Source organism: Pseudomonas sp. NPDC088414, assembly GCF_044753325.1.
GTDB lineage: Bacteria > Pseudomonadota > Gammaproteobacteria > Pseudomonadales > Pseudomonadaceae > Aquipseudomonas.
The window spans coordinates 17,996-37,622 of sequence record NZ_JBIVMY010000003.1 but is presented as its reverse complement, the minus strand read 5'-3'; the positions used below and the strand labels follow the sequence as shown (position 1 = coordinate 37,622).

Genomic DNA, 19,627 nt, shown 5'->3' with positions numbered 1-19,627 from the left:
GGTAGCGAGGGTGATGGCTCCTATTGTTCAAATTGGAGTTTCATTTATGTTCAAAGCCACACCCAACCCCCCGGACACCTCGATCCCGTACGACCCAGCCCTCGACCCGCAGAAGATAAAAGCGGCAACCGACCGCGCCATCAACTTCTACCTCAACCCCGGCGCACTGAAGATTTCGATCCCTACAGCCTCGTCACGCCAGTCGAACAGAATCTTCCTCATCGACCCCACCGTGGACGAAGAAACCTTGCTCGTCGAAGCCTGCGAATCGCTGGCCGCCGCCAGCGACATGGCCCGCGATATCGGCGACACCGTCGACCACTCACAGCGCCGGGCGATGTTGATGCTGCATCAGGTGATCATGCTCAGTGAACTGATGGTCAACCGGGTACTGGACGGCCGCCGCATCCCGAACTAACTGCTCGGTCCCCGTGTAGGAGCTGCCGCAGGCTGCGACCTTTTGATTTTGTTTTTCAAGATCAAAAGATCGCAGCCTGCGGCAGTTCCTACAGTGAGTAATTCATTCAAAGTACCTTGATCGGAGTTCCAGCTGATGCCCGAAACCCCAACCAATCCGCCGATCACAGAATCGGTATCACCCTACGAATCCCGCAACTCCAGAAAACTCCACGAAGCCGCCGAACGCGCCCTAGACCACTACCTCGCACCCGCAAACATCATGGCAACCCCCTACACCCCCAGCAGCATGTTCCTGGTCAACCCGCAAACCGACACCGAATCGCTGCTGGCCAACGCCTGCGAATCCCTGGCCTCAGCCACGGTCATGCTCGGTGACTTCGCCGGGACGCTGGAGGGGCCGGGTCGTAATACGGCGTTGGGCATTGCGCAGGTGGTGATGCTGGGAGAGTTGGCGGTGAATCAGGCGTTGGATAATGCTGTGCCAAAGGAATAGGCGCTGATAGGTCTGGCCTCATCGCGAGCAGGCGAAGGCCTACAGGGGATCTGCGTTGGTCACAGGTTATGTGCCCGGCAAAGATCCCTTGTAGTGGTGAGCCTGCTCGCAATTGCCATCAAATGAATCCGTCCTCTTCCTGTTCATAATCAGTGGCCTTGAGGCCTGTCAGACAGGGACTAACGCGAGGACGTATCCGGAGACTCGTTCGGGGGGCGAGAGTATTGAAGAGGAGTCGAAGCGTTTATTTTCAGGAGATACCGCAGATATGACGCGAATGATGTCGGAGTCCGGGGAGTGGAAGTAATAAGCCCAGTACGGCCATGGGGCGTGTGGCTCGGATGGATTCAATACAACACTAGCGTCTGGGTATTCGATACTGAAGTGATTCATCAATGTGCGGATGAGAAACTCATTCGTCACTCCTCGGACTGAGGCTATCCATCCAGAAATCGCTGCGTAGGTTCCGGGCACGGGGGTCGACGACTTCACTACCTTGTATATTGTTATTTCGCTGCATTGGACGTGGAATTGTGCTTGGGCGCCATTTTGGTCTCTCACCCATATGACAGTCGACCCCTCCCGGAGGCCGGTCACTATCCCGTCATCGGTTACGCTTGCGATGGCTGGAACCGTCGATGTGTACTTATAGGGCGGGACGCCGCCGGTTGCCTCACGCCGACGCACTGACTCCGTTTCAGGCTTTCGAGCCCATCCGTAGTCATTGATCAGTCGCACCCCGCGAAGAAACATGGTCGAAGGGTCGACGAAAATCGGTGCAGCGCTGTCCGTCACGGTCAACGCCCACACCTCCGACTCGGTCCCGCTGCCATACAACGCCTTGGCCTTGTAATCATGGCGTGCGATCGACAGCCCCGTCAGCTCAACCGTCCATTCACCTTTGTCATCGGCCCTGTCCTTTTTGCCAGTGGAGGTGGCACCGTCGAAAATCTCCACCTCAAGAAAGGTATTCGCCGTCCCCGTCAGATGAACAGTGCGGTCAACAGTGTTGCCACCATTATTGATCGGCTGCCCGTTGGAATCATGCGCGGCGGTGATGGCCGGCGCCACGCCATTCAACGCCGTCAAACGCCAGAGGTTAGACGTCGGGTTGTTCGCGTATTGGCCAACGGCCTTTAAGGAGTGCAGCACGTTCAGCGCTAACTCGCTGACGGTATGGGTCCAGATCCCGTCGGGTCCAGCTTCCGCGAAGCCCTTGGAGATCGTGCCGAGGAAAACTTCCACCTTCTGGCCGATAGGCGCGGAGCCGGTGAGTGTGACGCTGGTGTGCACGGTATGACCGTTATCGGGAATGCTCCAGTTGCTCTGATCTTTTACTGAGGTGATGGTCAGTGCGGTATTGGCCGTCACCGTCAACGTCCACGGCGTGGATACCTGCCCAATGCCATACAGCGCAGTGGCGGTGAAGCTGTGAGCGGCCAAGCTCAAGCCTGTCATGGTCAACTCCCACAGGCCGGTCGTCAGGTTAACCGTGGCTTCGCCTTTGACGGTATTGGCATCCTTGATCTGGACTTTCTGCCCTTTGGCGCCGGTTCCTTCAAGCTTGACTTGGGTATCAACGGTGATTGCGCCTTCGGCAATTGCTACTTCTTTAGAGTCTTTCGATCCGGTAATTGCTGGCCGCACATCTTCAAATGCTTTGATCATGTAAGTGCGCACAGGGAAAACCACTGCCTCGCTTTCATTCGTGCTCTTGCCGAACGCTGCCTTGAATTCCATCCTCAGCGTGCTGCCATCCTTGAGGTTTCTCAAGCCTGCAAGGGCGATGCTCCGCTCGTAATAGCCTTGATCGAGCCACTGAGTGCTGACCATTGAGCCTGGTGCCGTATGGATCTGCAGGTTGTAGTCGCTGCCATCCGTGTTCGTCCCTTTCAGACGCAGCCAGACATATTGGCCTGTGGCAATCAACGGCCAGACGCCCATGCGATAGGTGGCATTAGCGGTCAATTTACTCACATCGAACTGTGGACCGGCGCCGTTGTTGTCGGCGTCCAGAATCACCGGCAGGATCAAGCTTGAGTCCGGCAGGGCTTCGATATTCAACAACAGCGGCAACGAGGTACGAGGCACAGCGCTGCGGATGACGGTGTACGTCACGGTGACGGTTTTGCCGAGGCTGAAGGCCAACACCGACAGCGGCACCGTGATCTGCAGCCCTTCGCTGACCAGTTGCAGCGGGCTGGTGTGGGAGCCGCCGGCTGCCGCAGTGGCGCCTGTCCATTGCACGCTCAGTTTGTCATCGTGGAGCAGGCTTGCCCCGGGGATCAGCACCACGATTTCAGGCAGAGTCGGCTTGAAGGTGTTGCCGGTCTGACCGCGTACGGTCGGGGCGAGGGGGGCCGTCACGACCACGACCCACGGATCCGATACCTGCTCATTTCCATACAGAGCGATGGCGGTGAAACGGTGGTCACCCAGGCTCAAGTCCGTCACCGCCAACTCCCAGTCACCACGCTGTGGATCGACGTCAGCCGTACCTTTGACGGTGGTGCCATCCTTGATCTGGACTTTCTGTCCTTTGGCCCCGGCCCCTGACAGCTTGACCATGGTGTCGACAGTCGTACCGCCATCCGGGATTTCCACCTCGCCAGGTAAACCCTTCACCGAGTCAATAGTTGGTGGTACCAATTCCACCACTTCCCCGACGACAAAAACCAACGGATTCGAATAACTGATCTTGCCCGTCGCCTCCCGAACGATGTGGTAGCGCACACTCAACTGTTCACCGCGACGGGCTTCAAAGTACTGCTGCACAAACGCGGCGTTGAGCGGAAATTTAACGTCTTTGCCGGCGCTCAGGGCATTGAGTGTCTTGTGGTCTTCGAACAGCAACTTGTTCGACGCATCATGCAATTGCCAGTGCACCCCATCCTTGGGCAGGGTCGGATTGTTCACCGGGTTGGGGCAGGTGACTTCGCTGATGCCGTTGGGCAGGTCCTTGGGTTCCAGCGCACCGTCCTGTTCACCGAGCAGGATGGGCGGAACCAGCTCAAGCCTGGGCTCGCCGATGTTCAGCGGCGCGGCGGGCAGGGAAGGCCGGCGAATGACCTCGTCGTTCTCGCCTTCGCTGAGCAGGTTGTACGACACCTTCAGGGTGCCGCCTTCGCCGGGTTTCAGGTAGTCGGGGCCTCGAACGGTGGCGGGGAAACCGCCGGGGTTACTGGCCTCATCCTCAGTCGGAAAGATCCAGTCCAGTTCGGGTTCGAAAACGGTGCCGTCCGCCAGGGTGATGCTCCAGAGCAGTTCGATGGCGTTGTCCGGGGTAATCAGCGGATCGTAGGGGATGCGTACGATCACGTTCGCCAGGTCCGGATCCAGCGCACCGCTCACGGCGCTTTCGACGATGGGGGCGGCCAGGCGTTTGGGTTCGCCCTTCATGTTGATGAAGCGGCCTCTGGAGCGTTGAATGATGCGGCCGTCACGTTCCAGATCGAAGAAAAACACCCCCTGGGTTTTTGCCAGTGCCCGGGCACCGTCGTTGTCCATCGGCACCTCGACCACAAGCGGTGGATTTTTGTCGACGCGCTGGCGAGCGTCGACCGCCACGGGGTCGCCGTCGAGGGTGGTGCCCTGCAAGTGCATGATGATGATGTCGCCGAGTTTGAAGTCGTCGGACGATGCAGCAAAGACCTGGAGCAGCAATTGTTCATTGCCTAACTGGTCGAGGTCGAGTTCGTTGCCGTCAGCCTGTTTGAGAATCGGCGCATCCAGCCGCGAGTTGCCGGTGTCGACGACAATGCGCGCTTCCTTGCACCAGTCCTCGGAGTCGTTGTCGACAAAGTCTCTGACAAAGAATGAAACCGCCAGCCCTTCGTTCCCGGAATCACCCGCCGCCAGGATGATGTCTTTACTGATATGGATGACGATCGGGTTATTCAGCGGGTCGTCGATCTGCGCTTGAGTGACCGGCGCCGACGCCACCAGCTTGCCGCCCCAGCTCGCGATGATCACGTCGCCCACGGCGATGTCGGGATAAGGCAGGTTGGAGCCACTGCCGGGTACGGCATTCACCACAATGTCCACACCTTTTTCGGCGGTGTCCTTGTCGACACCGTCCTGAACAATTTCCGGTGGCCTGAAAGCCATGTGCAGGTTGGAGTGGCCCTGCTCTGGGTTGGTGTCCTGGCCGGCGGGGATTTCCAGTTTGACCGCGAGTTGGAGCGGTGGAGCAAAAGGCTCCGGCTGTTGAGCGACTCGTGTCACCCGATAGGCCAGCTCCCAGGCGCCGGTCTGAAAGCGGCCCGGTGCGACGAACAGGGTGGTGCGCTGGGTCTGCTCGGCCGGCTGGGTAACGGTTTGCTGGTCGACCGGAACGTTGTTGAGCAGCAGCTCGACCTTGTCGCCCAGATCTTTGTTCGACCAGACCGGGAGCTGCACCTTCAGGCCCAGAGCCGGAAAATTGAGCAGTGCGGCGGCGCGGTTGATGGCCCACTTGCCGTCCGGTAGCAACTTGGCGCCGGGGATTTCGGGGTCGAGCAGCGCGCGTGTACCGATGGCCTTTTTGGGTTGGACCAGCATGACGGGAACTCCTGCCGAAGGGGGGCGGTGGAGTGATTGAGCGATCAAGCGGGGGGATTTGGCTACTGTCAGATCTGACAGGTAGGGGCGTGTTTGTGACGAGTGGTAGCGGTCACGACGTGATCACCGATTTCCCTCCCAGACCACTTGGCTCCCACGCGGGGCCGCGGTGTTCCCGGGAGGTAACGTCAATCGAGGCGTTTGAAGACGAGCGCTTTAAGACCGCTCTCGGGATCAACATCCGCAAACTCCGGCGGGTTCTCCAGCCGCTGCTCAAAGCGCAGACTCGGCGCTTCCTGCATTACGCCATCAATCAAAAAGTCCGAACCAAACGACGGATCATTCATGCACGCCAGCACCGTGCCGTCCGCCGTGAGCAATTCCGGCAAACGGCGCAGCACGCGCTGGTAATCCTTGGTCAGCAGAAAACTGCCCTTCTGGAACGACGGCGGGTCGATGATCACCAGGTCGTACGGGCCGCTGTTGATCACCTTGCCCCACGACTTGAACAGGTCGTGGCCGAGGAAACTCACCTTGCTCAGGTCATGTCCGTTCAAGCGGTGATTGTCGCGACCACGGCTCAGGGCCGCGCGGGACATGTCGAGGTTGACCACATGGCTGGCGCCACCTTCGATGGCCGCCACGGAAAACCCGCAGGTGTAGGCGAACAGGTTCAGCACGCGTTTGCCCGCCGCTTGTTCACGCACCCAGTTGCGCCCGTAACGCATGTCGAGAAACAGCCCGGCGTTCTGCTTGCGGCCCAGGTCGACGCGGTACTGCAAGCCGCCCTCGACGATGCTCATCTCGTCGATTTCATTGCCCAGCAGCCATTCGGCGGTGCTTTGTGGCAAATACCGATGTTGCAGCAGCAAGGTGTGGGCGCCGCACTGTTGCCATTCGGCTGAGGTGCTGAGGTCGAGCAGCAATTGCTTGAGCGCTTCGAGTTGCTCCGGCAGCGGCTCCTTGAACAGCGAGACCAGCACCACGCCTTGCAGCCAGTCCACCGTCAACTGTTCCAGCCCTGGCCAGCAACGCCCACGGCCATGGAACAGGCGGCGGGTTTCGCTCGGTGCCGCAGCGATTGCAGGCAGCAGATGGGCGCGGAGGGTGGCGAGGGCTTCAGGGTTCATCAGTCATGGTCGGCAAGCAAAAGGGCCGGCATTTTAACCACAAAAACCACCTGACGAACGCTCGTCGGCGCAGGCTGATCAGGACTGTTAAGAAAAGACCTGTATCAAAAATGAATTTATGCAGGGCGCGCTGCTCATACCAGATAAGCAGCGGATTCAAGCCGCTAAGTCGTTAATGCAATTCAGGGAGTGCCAGTTCATGAGTCCAACACCGACACCGAGCGCGCTCCTTCCTGGCGGGTTGATTCTGGTGGTTGAGGACGACCCGTTGATTCTGGAGTTTCTCTGCGAAATTCTTCAGGAGGAAGGTTTCAAGGTCGAGCCGCAAACCAGTGCGGATGCAGCCAAGCTGTATCTGGAAAAGCATGCGTCGGATGTCGCGTTGCTGCTGACCGATATCACCATGCCCGGTGAAATCAACGGGGCAGGGCTGGCCAACCTGGTCGGCGAGCGCTGGCCGGACAAACCGGTGATGGTCATGTCCGGTTATGAAACCCCGGAGACTTCCGGGGTCAAGCACCCGGTGGCGTTCATCAAGAAGCCCTGGGCCATCGGCCAGTTGCTCGACTGTGTCGACAGCGCGTTCAAGTCCAAGGCCGCGCGTCTGCACTGAGCCATTCGGGACGAATGGCCGGGCAAAAATGCTACATTGCCCGGCCAATCCGCCCAGTTCTGTCAAAGGATGCGACTTTTGTCTGCTCACGATAACGTCTTCGACCGCGCGTTCGGCGCGTTCCTGTTCGACATGGACGGCACCGTCCTCAACTCCATCGCCGCTGCCGAGCGGGTCTGGGCCGCGTGGGCCGAGCGGCACGGGGTTGATGTCGAGAGCTTCCTGCCGACCATTCACGGTGCTCGCGCCATCGACACCATCCGCCGCCTGAACCTGCCGGGGGTAGACGCCGAGGCGCAAGCGGCGTTTATCGCGCAGGCGGAAATCGACGACGTGGAAGGGATCGTGCAGATTCCCGGGGCGGCGGCGTTTCTCGCCAGCCTGCCTGCCGAACGCTGGGCCATGGTGACCTCCGCGCCACGGGCTCTGGCGTTGCGGCGGATGGCGGCGGCGGGCATTGCAGAGCCTGCGGTGATGATTACGGCTGAGGATGTGACCGCTGGCAAGCCTGATCCGGCGGGTTACCGTCTGGCGGCGAAACGCCTTGGGATCGAGCCTGCTGACTGTCTGATCTTTGAAGACGCCACTGTCGGTATCCAGGCCGCGGAAGCGGCGGGTGCAGCGCTGATGATCATCACCACGACGCACCAGCATCCGCTCGAAACCCGCCACGCGACTACCGACAGCTATGAGTCGCTAAGCGTCACCCTCGATAGCCAAAATCAACTGCACCTGCAAAAAACCTGACACAACGCCGCCCGTGTAGGAGCTGCCGAAGGCTGCGATCTTTTGACTTTGATTTTCAAAAGCAAGATCAAAAGATCGCAGCCTGCGGCAGCTCCTACACGGGCATCAATAGATTCCCGGCAGAAGCCGCCAGCTACGCGCGCAATAAGCCTCGTACTCCGCACCAAACTGCCCGCGCAGCAGCGCCTCTTCCGAGTGAATACGCGCGATCAGCGGGATCAACGTCAGCGCCGCCAGCATCAACCCGACGCTGGAACGAAACGCCAGCGCCCAGCCCACGGCATTGACCACCAGCCCCAGATAGCTCGGATTGCGCAGGCGTGTGTAGATGCCGTCGGTGACCAAGCGATGCCCCGGCTGAATCGCCACCAAACCGCTGAACCGCCGGCCCAGCACAAACACCGGCCACAGCCGCAGCGCGCCACCGGCGATAAACAGCAACGCGCCGAGCCAACGCACGCCTTCAGCGCCGAAGGTCCAGAAGTCGATGCGATCGCAGTACGCCGGGAGAAAACCGCTGAGCAGACCAATCACCGCGAACGCCGGAATCACCCAGCGATTGGCTCGGTCCTCGCGCTCGCCCGAGCTCATGTTCACATCGGTGAACAACGACGCCAGCACCATCAGCACCGTGGCCAGCGCTACCAGCACCAGCGCCCCATGCGAAAAGAACACCGCCGGCCCGCCAATGCCCCACACCGCCAGCCCCAGATAGGCAAGGGTGGCCAGCACCGCGACCACGGTCATTTGCGCAGACATTTTCATGGGCACCTCACGGCACATTGCTGATCTGCTCAGTGTAGATCCGCGGCCACCTCCCTGTAGGAGCTGCCGCAGGCTGCGATCTTTTGACAAAGGGCGGGGCCGAACCGAAATCGGAAATCCCCCCAGACCTGTAGGAGCGAGCCTGCTCGCGAAAGCGGACTGTCAGTCGACAGCGATGCCGGACATGCCAACGCCATCGCTGGCAAGCCAGCTCCCACAGGGATTTGCGCCAGGCACAAATTACGCCGTCACCGCTGTACCTGAGGGAGCTGGCTTGCCAGCGATAGCGATGTGTCAGCTAGCAAGGATGTGACTGACCCGCCGCCATCGCTTGCAGGCAAGCTCCCACAGGTTTTGTGCTCCCTGCAGAGACCGGGTACACCGCCATTCCATTGTGGGAGCTGGCTTGCCAGCGATAGCGGTGTGTCAGCTAGCAAGGATGTGGCTGAGCCAACGCCATCGCTGGCAAGCCAGCTCCCACAGGGATTTGCGCCAGGCACAAATTACGCCGTCACCGCTGTACCGGTGGGAGCGAGCCTGCTCGCGAAAGCGGATTGTCAGTCCACAGTGATGCCGACTCTGCCACCGCCATCGCCAGCAGGCTGCCCCCCACTGGCGCGAGTGGATTGGTCAGAAGGGGTTGGGTCCGTCAGGACTTTGCGAAACGTCTCCACCAATGGCCGCAAATTGATCCGGTGCCACGCCGCCCACAGCGGTGTGGTGAACGCCAGCCACGGCACTTCGCGCAGCACAACCCCGGGCGGGGCGTTGTGGCTCAGGCCTTTCTGGATCATCGCGATCCCCAGCCCCGATGCCACCAGCCCCAGCGCGGTGAACGGCTCGGTGGCCTGCATGCGCACATCGGGAGTGAATCCCGCGCGAATGCAGGCACTGACGAACTCGTCGCCCGCGCCCTGACGCGCTTGCACGCCGATCCATTCCTGCCCCGCCAGATCCTGCGGACGCAACTCGGCCTGACGGGCCAGCGGATGCTGTTCCGGCAGCGCCAGCAACATCGGATCGTCGAGCACCTGAAACCCCAGCAGGTCCGGATCGTCATCGGTCGGCGGTTCACTCACCAAAGCGATATCGAGACTACGCTGACGCAGGCCTTCGAGTTGTTCAGCAGAGCTCAGGTTGTACAACGCGACGTGCACATTCGGCCGATCCACCCGCAACACCCGCAGGGCATTGGGCAGCACCCCGGCGTGCATGGCGTTCTCGCTGTACCCAATGCACAAACCGCCTTCTTCGCCGCGACCCAGGCGTTTGCCGAGGGATTCCAGGCGACTGGCGTGGGTCAGCAGGGCGCGGGTTTCGGCAAGAAAGGTCTGGCCGTCGCGGGTCAGGCGGATGCGTTGCTGACTGCGCTCGAACAGGGTCAGGCCCAGGCGCTCTTCAAGCTGGGCGATCTGCCGGCTCAGCGGCGACTGGGAAATATGCAGTCGTTCGGCCGCGCGGCCGACGTGTTCTTCTTCGGCGACGGCAACGAAGTAGCGCAATTGGCGGATGTCGATCATGTCAGACCTTTGGGGACTCAAGTGCTGCGCATTATGTCTTGGACGGTCTAAGTCCGGCAATCTAGGATCTGCTCAACGGTCATACAGACCAGACACCTATGAGGACAACGCAATGAGCTTGAAAGACAAATTGCCCGGCCAACTGGGCTTCGGCACCGCGCCACTGGGTAACATGTTCCGAGCCATCCCCGAAGACGAAGCGCAAGCCACCGTGCACGCCGCGTGGGATGCCGGTGTGCGCTACTTCGACACCGCACCGTTTTATGGCTCGGGGCTTTCGGAAATCCGTCTCGGCGAGGCGCTCAAGCAGTACCAGCGCGATGACTACGTGCTCAGCAGCAAAGTCGGCCGGGTGATTCTCGATGAAGTCGAAGACGCCGCCGCCCGTGATCTGGGCGAAAAAAGCGGGGTGTTCGAACACGGTCGGCCGAACAAAATCGTCAATGATTACAGCGCCGACGCCACGCTGCGCTCGATCGAAGACAGTCTCAAACGCCTGCAGACCGATCGCCTGGACATCGTCTGGGTCCACGACATCGCTCAGGATTTCTACGGCGATCAATGGCTGGAGTACTTCAATCAGGCCCGCACCGGCGCTTTCAAAGTGCTGACCCGGCTGCGTGAAGAAGGCGTGATCAAGGGTTGGGGTCTGGGTGTGAACAAGGTCGAGCCGTGCGAACTGACCCTCGATCTGACGGAAGCGCAACCGGATGGTTTCCTGCTCGCCGGGCGTTACACCTTGCTCGATCACGACCGTGCGCTACAACGTCTGATGGACGCGGCGCTGGCGCAGAACGTCGAGATCGTGGTCGGCGGCCCGTACAGTTCCGGGATTCTGGCCGGCGGCGCGCACTTCGAATACCAGAAGGCCAGCCCGCAGATCATCGCCAGGGTCGAGCAGATCAAACGCATTGCCGCTACGTTTAACGTCGATGTAAAAGCGGCAGCCCTGCAATTCTCTCTGGCCAATCCCGCCGTTGCTGCGGTGATTCCGGGTGCGAGCAAACCGGGGCGCATTGCTGAAGATGTCGCGGCATTGTCGGCGCTGATTCCCGCCGGTTTCTGGCAGGCCATGCGTGACGCAAAACTGGTGTCCGAACGTGCACCGTTGCCAATCGATGAGGTGAAAGCATGAAAATAGATCTGAGTGGAAAACTTGCAATCGTCAGCGGCAGCACCGCGGGCATTGGTCTGGGCATCAGCCAGTCGCTGGCCGAAGCCGGCGCCACAGTGGTGGTGATCGGTCGGGACACGGCCAAGGTCGAACAGGCGCTGGCGATCATTCGGCAGAAGGTGCCGGCTGCACAATTGCGCGGTCTGACGGCGGATCTGGGCACCGCCGAAGGCGCGGAAAAACTGTTCGCCGCCGAGCCGCGCGCCGACATTCTGGTGAACAATCTCGGCATTTTCGATGCGGTGGATTTTTTCGACACCCCGGACAGCGAGTGGACGCGTTTCTACGAGGTCAACGTGATTTCCGGCGTGCGCCTGTCGCGGCATTACGCGCCGGCGATGGTCGAGCAGGGTTGGGGGCGGATCATTTTCCTGTCTTCGGAATCCGGCGTGGCGACGCCGGCCGACATGCTCAACTATGGTGTGACCAAAAGCGCCAATCTGGCGGTGTCCCATGGTCTGGCCAAGCGTCTGGCTGGCACTGGCGTCACGGTCAATGCGATCCTGCCGGGGCCGACCTTCACCGATGGCCTGGAGCAGATGCTCAAGGACGCCGCTGCCGAATCCGGCCGCAGCCTGCGCGATGAAGCCGATGCCTTTGTGCAGAAGGCCCGCCCGACCTCGATCATCCAGCGCGTGGCGGATGTCGAAGAAGTCGCGCATCTGGTCACCTACATCGCTTCGCCGCTGTCCTCGGCGACCACCGGCGCGGCCCTGCGGGTCGATGGCGGCGTGGTCGACAGCATGGCGATCTGAACCCGAATCTTTCTGGAGCAACTTTTATTTATGGCAACTGCATCAGCAACCATCGACATCCCGGCTTCGGCCGACCAGGTTTGGCAATTGATCGGCGGCTTCAACACGCTGCCGGACTGGCTGCCGTTCATTCCCAACAGTGAGCTGAGCGAAGGCGGGCGCGTGCGCACCCTGCAAACCGCCGATGGCGGCGTGGTGATCGAGCGTCTGCAAGCGTTCGACAACGCCGCCAGGACCTACAGCTACTCGATCGAACAGGCGCCGTTCCCGGCCACCGATTACCTGGCAACGATCAAGGTCGAAGCCCAGGGGCAGGGCGCCCGGGTGACATGGTCGGGCCGCTTCAACGCCAAAGGTGTGAGCGATGAGGAAGTGGTGGCGCTGTTCAGCGGCATCTATCAGGGTGGGCTTGAGGCACTGCGGGCCAACTACCCGGCCTGATCAATCCAACAAAAACCTGTGGGAGCTGGCTTGCCAGCGATAGCGGCGGTCCAGTCAATACCGATATCGACTGAAGCACCGTCATCGCTGGCAAGCCAGCTCCCACAGGGGATCGCATGTTTTCAGGACCGCGGATCGTAGGAGTGAGCCTGCTCGCGATAGCGGTGGGTCATTCAACAAATAGGTTGGCTGATCCACCATCATCGCGAGCAGGCTCACTCCCACAGGGGATCAGGAGTTGGCGATCAAACTCTGCCGACAATCGAGCACCAGTTTCGCCCCGCCCAACTCACTGCTGCCCACTTCAAGATTGAAGCCATGCAGGCTGACAATCGCCGCGACGATCGACAGGCCCAGGCCAAAGCCGCTCTGCGGTTGTCCACCCTCGGCACGATAGAAGCGCTGAAACACCGCCTCACGCTCCGCCTCGGGAATCCCCGGCCCGGAATCGTGAACCTCGATCCGCGTATGCCCGCCATCATTCACGCCACGCAGAATCACCGTGCCGCCTGCCGGGGTGAACTTGATCGAGTTGCTCAACAGATTGGCCAGCGCCTCGAACAACAACGCCCGGTCGCCATTGAGCGGTGGCAGGGTTTCCGGCATGTTCAGCACGAACAGCAGTTCACCTTCCTCCGCCAGCGGCAGATAGAACTCATGCAGTTCTTCCAGCAACTGCACCGGGTCCAGCTCGACGAAACCCGAGCGGCGCTGGCGATCTTCCAGTTCGGAAATCCGCAGCAATCCGCGAAACCGCGCCATCAGCGTATCCGCTTCCGCCAGCACCAGATCCAGTTGCGCCGCTTCCTGTGAACCTTCACCGGCCTGCTGCTGCATGCGATACAACTGCGCGCGCAAACGCGTCAGCGGCGTACGCAAGTCATGGGCGATGTTGTCGCACACGCCTTTGACTTCATGCATCAGCCGTTCGATGCGATCGAGCATGGCGTTGACGATGGCGGCGAGCATGTCCAGTTCATCGCGGCGATTGGACAGCGGCAAGCGGTGAGTCAGGTCGCCGGCGACAATTGCCTGGGCGCTGTCCTGAATTGCCCGGATACGGCGCATCGGCCGGCGGCGCAGCAGATGCCAACCGGCAATCCCCGGCAGGATCGTCAGCGACACCCCCCAGAACAACGCATGCAGGATGATCCGCGTCACCGCGAACAACGAACCGTTATCGCGCAACAACACCAGCCAGCGACCGTCGCGGGTCTGGGTCGCCACCGCGTCGCAACTGTCGGCGGGCAGGGTCGGGTCGTCGGAGTCGGCGCAGTCGTCGAGCGTGTGGATCTTGCCATCCAGCGGCAGACCTTCGGGCAACTGCTGCAGGGCGCCGCCGAGGTACACGCCCTGGGCATCGAACAGGCCATAGGCGTCGATGCCGCGGATATCGAAGGTCATGCTGGCGGCGAGGGCTTCTTCCAGTTGCTCACCGCGAAAGTGCGAAAACAGATGCTGACGTTGCATCAGCGAATGCTTGGCGAGGTTGTCGAGGTAACCGGAGACCTCGAAATACATGACCCCCATGAGGATCGCGCTCCACGCCACGAACAGCGAACTGTACAGCGCCAGCAGTCGACTGCTGGAGGAACGCCAGCCGTCAGACGGGTTCGGCAATGACATAACCCGAGCCCCGTACCGTGCGAATCAGCGGAACGTTGCCCGCCGCGTCGATCTTCTTGCGCAGACGACCGATGTGTACGTCGATCAGGTTGGTGCCCGGGTCGAAGTGATAACCCCAGACCTCTTCGAAAATCATCATCCGCGACAGGATCTGCCCGCTGTTGCGCATGAGGAATTCCAGCAGCTTGTATTCGGTGGGCAGCAGCGTCAGCACCTGCCCGGCGCGGCGTGCTTCGTGGCTGATCAAATCCAGTTCGAGGTCGGCGACCTGCAGCGTGGTGGCCTGGGTGGCGACACTGTTCTGGCGGCGCAGCAGCACTTCCACGCGCGCCGCCATCTCGTCGGTGGCGAACGGTTTGGTCAGGTAATCATCGCCGCCGGCACGCAGGCCGCGTACACGCTCATCGACATCGGAGAGGGCGCTGATCATCAGAATCGGCGTGGCAACGCCCATGGTGCGCAGGGTGGTCACGATGGCCAGGCCATCGAGTTCCGGCAGCATGCGGTCGAGGGTGATCAGGTCGTAGTTGCCGCTGACGGCACGGTCGAGGCCTTCGCGGCCATTGTCGACCCAATCCACTTGCAGGCCGTGGCTGCTGAGTTCGGCGACGATTTCACGGGCAGTCACGGCGTCGTCTTCGATGGTCAAAATACGAGTCATAGAGCAAGCCTTGATCGGTTCAAACGGAATGGCAGCATTTTGCCAAGTATTTTCCGGCGCGCTTTAAATTAACTTTCATGTATAGCCTGTCACTCCTGCAAATTCCGACAGCGTTGCGGATTTGGCTTCAATGCATAAAACCCGCTGCTTTCGGCCGATTGTTGCAAATTGCATGGTCCTAAGAAGTTCAGTCTTTTTAACCTGTTGAAAAATAACGACTTATTTAAAGTTGGCGAATGGCACGGTCGCTGCAATTCATCTGATGACGAGTTGTAACACCATTTTTCATGCCTGGAGCACTACAACAATGAATAGATCCCCTGATGGGTTTTATCCTGCCTTCGAAGGAGAGTCGAGCAACGTGTCAGGCGTGTCCTGGGGCGCGATTTTCGCGGGCGCAGCGGCGGCCGCAGCACTGTCGATGATTTTGGTGCTGCTTGGCTTCGGTTTGGGATTCTCTGCCGTTTCACCTTGGGCCGGGGAAGGCATCAGCGCCAAGGGTCTGGGGATTTCGACGATTGTCTGGCTGGCGGCGACGCAAATCATCGCCTCAGGCCTCGGTGGCTATATCGCCGGTCGTCTGCGGGTGAAGTGGGCCAACATGCACGGTGATGAAGTGTATTTCCGTGATACCGCCCATGGTTTCCTCGCCTGGTGCGTGGCCACGCTGGTCACCGCTGTGCTGGTGGTCGGTTCGGTCAGCAGTGTAATCAGCGGAGGTGTGCAGGCCGGTGCCAGTGTTGCCGGTGGCGCAGCGGCTGCCGCGACTCAAGCGGCCGGTACTGCCGCAGCCAACACCAACAGCGACCAGTACGGTTACTTTGTCGACAGCCTGTTCCGTGACGACCGCCCAGCGTCCGTCAGCGACGACGCCGCCCACGGTGCGGTGACCCGGATCTTCGCCCAGAGCCTGGCCAACGGCCAACTCAGCCCTGAAGACCGTACCTACCTCGCACAACTGGTCGCACAACGGACCAACCTGAGTCAGGCCGACGCCGAGAAACGTGTCGACGACGTCTATGCCCGCACTCAGAAAGCCATCGCTGACGCCAAAGTCAAAGCCCAACAGGCTGCCGACACCGCTGCCAAAGTCGCTGCCTGGACTTCGCTGTGGATGTTCATTGCACTGTTGGCCGGTGCGTTCTTCGCCAGCCTCGCAGCCACCTTCGGCGGTCGTCGCCGGGATGCTGTCGAGTACGTCGAAGTCGAAACCTACGCCACCACCACCACACTGCCTCCAGTTCGTTAACAAGGAGAATCACCATGCGCTCTCTACTTCTGTTCTTCCTCGGTGTGCCGATCCCGATCATCATCCTGATCGCCCTGTTCGTACACTGATTCAAATGCTCCATTGAGGCCCATGCCTCGGCCGCTTTCACTTCACGGTGAAAGCGGCTTTTTCATGCCCGCCACATGCTCCCTGTAGGAGCTGCCGAAGGCTGCGATCTTTTGATTTTCAAGATCAAGATCAAAAGATCGCAGCCTTCGGCAGCTCCTACACGGGTAGAGGTGGATTTGTCGATCTGGATCAATATTCACTCTCGCGATATCACCTAACTTAAAAGATCCAGGCCCTTGTCGCGGTATCGACTACAGTGCTCCGGTGCGCAATTTGCTGCGCTCATGGAGTAGCCCGGCAGACCCCCATCAAATAATCAGAGCGGGTCGCCAGGCAGAGCGCAGCAAGGAGCTGACGTAAACCCCACCCGAACCTTTTCACGGATGAACATCGTAATGCACTGCCTAGAACGCACCTTCGATATCCAGCCCCTGACCCAGGCGGATATGACTGTCCACATCAACGGCCAAGCGGTCAGCGCGGCCATCGGCGAAACCGTCCTCAGCGTGATTCAGTCCCTCGGCGTGCGCCAGGTCGCACGCAACGATCACAACCAGATCAGCGGTGCTTACTGCGGCATGGGCGTGTGCCAGTGCTGCCTGGTGAAAATCAACGGCCGCCACAAGCGCCGCGCCTGCCAGACCGTGGTGCGCGACGGCATGCAGATTGAAACCCAGGTCAACCGCATCAACGAGCAGGAGGTTGTATGAGCCTGCAACCGGTGATCGTCGGCGGTGGTCCGGCGGGGATGGCGGCGGCCATCGAACTGGCGCGCCATGGTGTGCGCTGCACCTTGCTCGAAGAAGCCTCGCGCCTCGGCGGCGTGGTCTATCGCGGGCCGCTGCGCGACGGCGTGCAACTGGATTATCTCGGGCCGCGCTATGCCGAAGCCCTGAGCACACTGCACGGTGATTTTCAGGAGCAATCCGGGCTGATCGACGTGCGCCTCAATCACCGCGTGGTCGGCGCCGAAGGCACCCGCGCGCTGGTGGTGCTCGACGGCGACGAGCAATTGCACGAGATCGAATATCCGCAATTGCTGCTGGCCGCCGGTTGCCACGAGCGCAGCGTGCCGTTCCCCGGCTGGACCCTGCCGGGGGTGATCATGCTCGGTGGCCTTCAACTGCAGATCAAAAGTGGCGTGGTCAAGCCGCAAGGGCCGGTGATCATCGCCGGCACCGGGCCGCTGCTGCCGCTGGTGGCGACGCAGCTGCATGCGTCGGGGGTCAAGGTCGCGGGGGTGTATGAAGCCTGCGCGTTCGGCAAGATCGCCCGCGAAAGCCTGGCGCTGCTGAACAAACCGCAACTGTTCCTCGACGGCCTGAGCATGCTTGCGTATCTGAAACTGCACGGCATCCCGATGAACTATGGCTGGGGCGTGGTCGAAGCGCATGGCGAAGGTGAACTGAAGAGCGTGACTGTTGCGCCGTATTCGGCCACCTGGGAGCCTGATCTGACGCGGATCGAGCGCTTCGAAGCCCAGACCCTGGCGGTCGGTTACGGCTTCATCCCGCGCACGCAACTCAGTCAGCAGATGGGTCTCGATCACGGTTTCAGCGACGACGGCTACCTGCGCGCCAATTCGAACAACTGGCAGCAAAGCAACGAGCCGCACGTGCACCTGGCCGGTGACATGGGTGGAATTCGCGGCGGTGAAGCGGCGATGCTTGCCGGCAAGATCGCCGCCACCTCGATCCTCCTGCAACGCGGGGTGATCGAAGAAGAGCTGGCGCGGGTTCGCCGCGACCGTTATCTGGGCAAACTCAAATCCATCGTGCGTTTTCGCGCAGCCGTCGACCGTTACACCGAACGCGGTGTCGGCCAGACCGCTTTGCCGGCCGCCGATACGGTGATCTGCCGCTGCGAACATGCGACCCGCGCGGACATTGATCTGGCGCTGGAGCAGGGCGTGCAGGACATCGCCAGCCTGAAGATGCGCACCCGCGTGAGCATGGGCGATTGTCAGGGACGGATGTGCGTCGGCTACTGCAGCGACCGTTTGCGTCAGGCCACCGGGCGCAAGGACGTCGGCTGGCTGCGCCCGCGTTTCCCGATCGATCCGATTCCTTTTTCCGCTTTCCAGTCCGTCGGCACGGAGGCCGCTTCCCATGAGTAAGTTCTATGACGTGGTCATTGCCGGCGGCGGCGTGATCGGGGCGTCCTGTGCCTATCAATTGTCCAAGCGCGAGAATCTGAAGGTCGCGCTGATCGACGCCAAGCGCCCGGGCAATGCGACCCGCGCTTCGGCCGGCGGCTTGTGGGCCATTGGCGAGTCGGTGGGGCTGGGCTGCGGGGTGATTTTCTTCCGCATGATGTCGGCCAACCGCAAGCGCGAAACCCAGGGCGCGGCGGTCGCGGTGGACGCCAGTACGCCGCACATCCTGCCAGAGTCGTTCTTCGATTTCGCCTTGCAGTCCAACGCGCTGTACCCGGCGTTGCATCGCGAGCTGAAAGACAAGCACGGGATGGATTTCAAGTTCGAAAGGACCGGGCTGAAGTTCGTCATTTATGACGACGAGGACCGCCTCTACGCCGAGCACATTGTCAGCTGCATTCCGCATCTGGCCGATCAGGTGCGCTGGCTCGATCAGGCCGCGCTGCGTGAAGCCGAACCGAGTGTCAGCCACGAGGCCCGGGGTGCGCTGGAGTTTCTCTGCGATCACCAGGTCAGCCCGTTCCGCCTCGCCGATGCCTACATGGAAGGCGCGCGGCAGAATGGCGTCGACATCTTCGTCAACACCAACGTCACCGGTGTGTTGCACCACGGCAGCCGCGTGACGGGCGTGCAGACGGCCGAGGAGGGCGTGTTCCACTGCAAGACCCTGATCAACGCCGCTGGTGCCTGGGCGGCGGACTTGAGTGAGTGGGCGACGGGGATTCGTATCCCGGTGAAACCGGTCAAGGGCCAGATCCTGCTGACCGAGCGCATGCCGAAGATCCTCAACGGCTGCCTGACCACCAGCGACTGCTATGTGGCGCAGAAGGACAACGGCGAGATCCTGATCGGCAGCACCACCGAAGACAAAGGCTTCGACGTCACCACCACCTACCCGGAAATCGCCGGGCTGGTGCAGGGCGCGGTGCGTTGCCTGCCAGAACTCAAGGACGTCAATCTCAAGCGCACCTGGGCCGGCTTGCGCCCGGGCTCGCCGGATGAACTGCCGATCCTGGGGCCGATGCGCGGGGTGGAGGGGTATCTGAATGCCTGCGGGCACTTTCGCACCGGCATCCTGACCTCGGCGATTACCGGGGTGCTGCTGGACAAACTGGTCAACCAGGAAACGCTGCCGCTGGATATCACGCCGTTCCTCGCGGATCGGTTTGAGACTGCACCGGTCAAGCAAGAGCGCGAATTAGAGCTGGCCTGACCCAATCCCCTGTAGGAGCTGCCGCAGGCTGCGATC

The 19,627-nt window shown here is 60.9% G+C and carries 17 protein-coding genes; 11 read left to right on the top strand and 6 right to left on the bottom strand.

Annotation, left to right across the window (positions count from 1 at the left end):
• Positions 1-46: 46 nt before the first annotated feature.
• The gene (locus ACIP8I_RS05170; RefSeq protein ID WP_400759242.1) at positions 47-418 is read left to right on the top strand and encodes a DUF6124 family protein; all 372 of its coding nucleotides are present in this window, start codon (positions 47-49) and stop codon (positions 416-418) included.
• Positions 419-553: 135 nt separating this feature from the next.
• The gene (locus ACIP8I_RS05165) at positions 554-913 is read left to right on the top strand and encodes a DUF6124 family protein (RefSeq protein WP_400759241.1); all 360 of its coding nucleotides are present in this window, start codon (positions 554-556) and stop codon (positions 911-913) included.
• 168 nt (positions 914-1,081) lie between these two features.
• Here ACIP8I_RS05165 and ACIP8I_RS05160 read toward each other — a convergent pair whose 3' ends face one another.
• Together ACIP8I_RS05160 and ACIP8I_RS05155 are read right to left on the bottom strand one after the other, a co-directional pair.
• A complete protein-coding gene (locus ACIP8I_RS05160) occupies positions 1,082-5,452 on the bottom strand; it encodes a hypothetical protein (protein WP_400759239.1) in 4,371 nt (1,456 codons plus the stop codon).
• A gap of 188 nt (positions 5,453-5,640) precedes the next feature.
• Entirely contained in the window at positions 5,641-6,582 is a 942-nt protein-coding gene (locus ACIP8I_RS05155) for a class I SAM-dependent methyltransferase (RefSeq protein WP_400759237.1), read from the bottom strand.
• A 199-nt stretch (positions 6,583-6,781) separates the two neighbouring features.
• Between ACIP8I_RS05155 and ACIP8I_RS05150 the strand changes: the two genes are divergently transcribed.
• Together ACIP8I_RS05150 and ACIP8I_RS05145 are read left to right on the top strand one after the other, a co-directional pair.
• Positions 6,782-7,195, top strand: a complete 414-nt coding sequence (locus ACIP8I_RS05150; protein WP_007965948.1) for a response regulator — start codon at positions 6,782-6,784, stop codon at positions 7,193-7,195.
• Positions 7,196-7,273: 78 nt separating this feature from the next.
• Entirely contained in the window at positions 7,274-7,942 is a 669-nt protein-coding gene (locus tag ACIP8I_RS05145; protein WP_400759234.1) for an HAD-IA family hydrolase, read from the top strand.
• Between the two features lie 105 nt (positions 7,943-8,047).
• On the opposite strand, the gene ACIP8I_RS05140 is transcribed toward ACIP8I_RS05145, so the two are convergent.
• Positions 8,048-8,707 carry a methyltransferase family protein gene (locus tag ACIP8I_RS05140; protein WP_400759232.1) on the bottom strand — a complete coding sequence of 220 codons (660 nt, stop codon included), beginning with the start codon at positions 8,705-8,707 and terminating at the stop codon, positions 8,048-8,050.
• Between the two features lie 557 nt (positions 8,708-9,264).
• Entirely contained in the window at positions 9,265-10,227 is a 963-nt protein-coding gene (locus ACIP8I_RS05135) for a LysR substrate-binding domain-containing protein (protein ID WP_400759230.1), read from the bottom strand.
• A 112-nt stretch (positions 10,228-10,339) separates the two neighbouring features.
• Here ACIP8I_RS05135 and ACIP8I_RS05130 point away from each other — a divergent pair, with 112 nt between their 5' ends.
• The 3 genes from ACIP8I_RS05130 to ACIP8I_RS05120 are packed head-to-tail and all read left to right on the top strand — an operon-like array spanning position 10,340 to position 12,597.
• Positions 10,340-11,362, top strand: coding sequence for an aldo/keto reductase (locus ACIP8I_RS05130; RefSeq protein ID WP_400759228.1), 1,023 nt, complete (start codon positions 10,340-10,342; stop codon positions 11,360-11,362).
• Positions 11,359-12,156 carry an SDR family NAD(P)-dependent oxidoreductase gene (locus ACIP8I_RS05125; protein WP_400759226.1) on the top strand — a complete coding sequence of 266 codons (798 nt, stop codon included), beginning with the start codon at positions 11,359-11,361 and terminating at the stop codon, positions 12,154-12,156. Before ACIP8I_RS05130 ends, ACIP8I_RS05125 begins: the two co-directional genes overlap by 4 nt.
• Before the next feature lie 30 nt (positions 12,157-12,186).
• Positions 12,187-12,597: an SRPBCC family protein gene (locus ACIP8I_RS05120; protein ID WP_400759224.1), complete on the top strand. Its 411-nt coding sequence runs from the start codon at positions 12,187-12,189 to the stop codon at positions 12,595-12,597.
• 231 nt (positions 12,598-12,828) lie between these two features.
• Here the strand turns inward: ACIP8I_RS05120 and ACIP8I_RS05115 are convergent, their stop codons facing one another.
• Both ACIP8I_RS05115 and ACIP8I_RS05110 read right to left on the bottom strand, forming a co-directional pair.
• Complete coding sequence (locus ACIP8I_RS05115; RefSeq protein WP_367084888.1) at positions 12,829-14,223, bottom strand: HAMP domain-containing sensor histidine kinase; 1,395 nt, start codon at positions 14,221-14,223, stop codon at positions 12,829-12,831.
• Positions 14,201-14,884: a response regulator transcription factor gene (locus ACIP8I_RS05110; protein ID WP_027613239.1), complete on the bottom strand. Its 684-nt coding sequence runs from the start codon at positions 14,882-14,884 to the stop codon at positions 14,201-14,203. Before ACIP8I_RS05110 ends, ACIP8I_RS05115 begins: the two co-directional genes overlap by 23 nt.
• 307 nt (positions 14,885-15,191) lie before the next feature.
• Between ACIP8I_RS05110 and ACIP8I_RS05105 the strand changes: the two genes are divergently transcribed.
• The 4 genes from ACIP8I_RS05105 to hcnC all read left to right on the top strand — a co-directional run bounded on the left by ACIP8I_RS05105 (position 15,192) and on the right by hcnC (position 19,591).
• Positions 15,192-16,133 carry a hypothetical protein gene (locus tag ACIP8I_RS05105; protein ID WP_367084887.1) on the top strand — a complete coding sequence of 314 codons (942 nt, stop codon included), beginning with the start codon at positions 15,192-15,194 and terminating at the stop codon, positions 16,131-16,133.
• Between the two features lie 485 nt (positions 16,134-16,618).
• On the top strand, positions 16,619-16,933 hold the full coding sequence (locus tag ACIP8I_RS05100) for a (2Fe-2S)-binding protein (protein ID WP_007965626.1): 315 nt from the start codon (positions 16,619-16,621) through the stop codon (positions 16,931-16,933).
• Complete coding sequence (gene hcnB / locus ACIP8I_RS05095) at positions 16,930-18,339, top strand: cyanide-forming glycine dehydrogenase subunit HcnB (RefSeq protein ID WP_400759220.1); 1,410 nt, start codon at positions 16,930-16,932, stop codon at positions 18,337-18,339. The genes ACIP8I_RS05100 and hcnB overlap by 4 nt, the downstream gene beginning before the upstream one ends.
• Complete coding sequence (hcnC, locus tag ACIP8I_RS05090; RefSeq protein WP_400759217.1) at positions 18,332-19,591, top strand: cyanide-forming glycine dehydrogenase subunit HcnC; 1,260 nt, start codon at positions 18,332-18,334, stop codon at positions 19,589-19,591. Before hcnB ends, hcnC begins: the two co-directional genes overlap by 8 nt.
• Positions 19,592-19,627 lie beyond the last annotated feature (36 nt).

Bases quoted from the DNA above. Each gene is read 5' to 3' on its own strand.
- ACIP8I_RS05170 (WP_400759242.1), top strand. From the start codon at position 47: ATGTTCAAAGCCACACCCAACCCCCCGGACACCTCGATCCCGTACGAC.
- ACIP8I_RS05165 (WP_400759241.1), top strand. From the start codon at position 554: ATGCCCGAAACCCCAACCAATCCGCCGATCACAGAATCGGTATCACCC.
- ACIP8I_RS05160 (WP_400759239.1), bottom strand. From the start codon at position 5,452: ATGCTGGTCCAACCCAAAAAGGCCATCGGTACACGCGCGCTGCTCGAC.
- ACIP8I_RS05155 (WP_400759237.1), bottom strand. From the start codon at position 6,582: ATGAACCCTGAAGCCCTCGCCACCCTCCGCGCCCATCTGCTGCCTGCA.
- ACIP8I_RS05150 (WP_007965948.1), top strand. From the start codon at position 6,782: ATGAGTCCAACACCGACACCGAGCGCGCTCCTTCCTGGCGGGTTGATT.
- ACIP8I_RS05140 (WP_400759232.1), bottom strand. From the start codon at position 8,707: ATGAAAATGTCTGCGCAAATGACCGTGGTCGCGGTGCTGGCCACCCTT.
- ACIP8I_RS05135 (WP_400759230.1), bottom strand. From the start codon at position 10,227: ATGATCGACATCCGCCAATTGCGCTACTTCGTTGCCGTCGCCGAAGAA.
- ACIP8I_RS05130 (WP_400759228.1), top strand. From the start codon at position 10,340: ATGAGCTTGAAAGACAAATTGCCCGGCCAACTGGGCTTCGGCACCGCG.
- ACIP8I_RS05125 (WP_400759226.1), top strand. From the start codon at position 11,359: ATGAAAATAGATCTGAGTGGAAAACTTGCAATCGTCAGCGGCAGCACC.
- ACIP8I_RS05120 (WP_400759224.1), top strand. From the start codon at position 12,187: ATGGCAACTGCATCAGCAACCATCGACATCCCGGCTTCGGCCGACCAG.
- ACIP8I_RS05115 (WP_367084888.1), bottom strand. From the start codon at position 14,223: ATGTCATTGCCGAACCCGTCTGACGGCTGGCGTTCCTCCAGCAGTCGA.
- ACIP8I_RS05110 (WP_027613239.1), bottom strand. From the start codon at position 14,884: ATGACTCGTATTTTGACCATCGAAGACGACGCCGTGACTGCCCGTGAA.
- ACIP8I_RS05105 (WP_367084887.1), top strand. From the start codon at position 15,192: ATGAATAGATCCCCTGATGGGTTTTATCCTGCCTTCGAAGGAGAGTCG.
- ACIP8I_RS05100 (WP_007965626.1), top strand. From the start codon at position 16,619: ATGCACTGCCTAGAACGCACCTTCGATATCCAGCCCCTGACCCAGGCG.
- hcnB (WP_400759220.1), top strand. From the start codon at position 16,930: ATGAGCCTGCAACCGGTGATCGTCGGCGGTGGTCCGGCGGGGATGGCG.
- hcnC (WP_400759217.1), top strand. From the start codon at position 18,332: ATGAGTAAGTTCTATGACGTGGTCATTGCCGGCGGCGGCGTGATCGGG.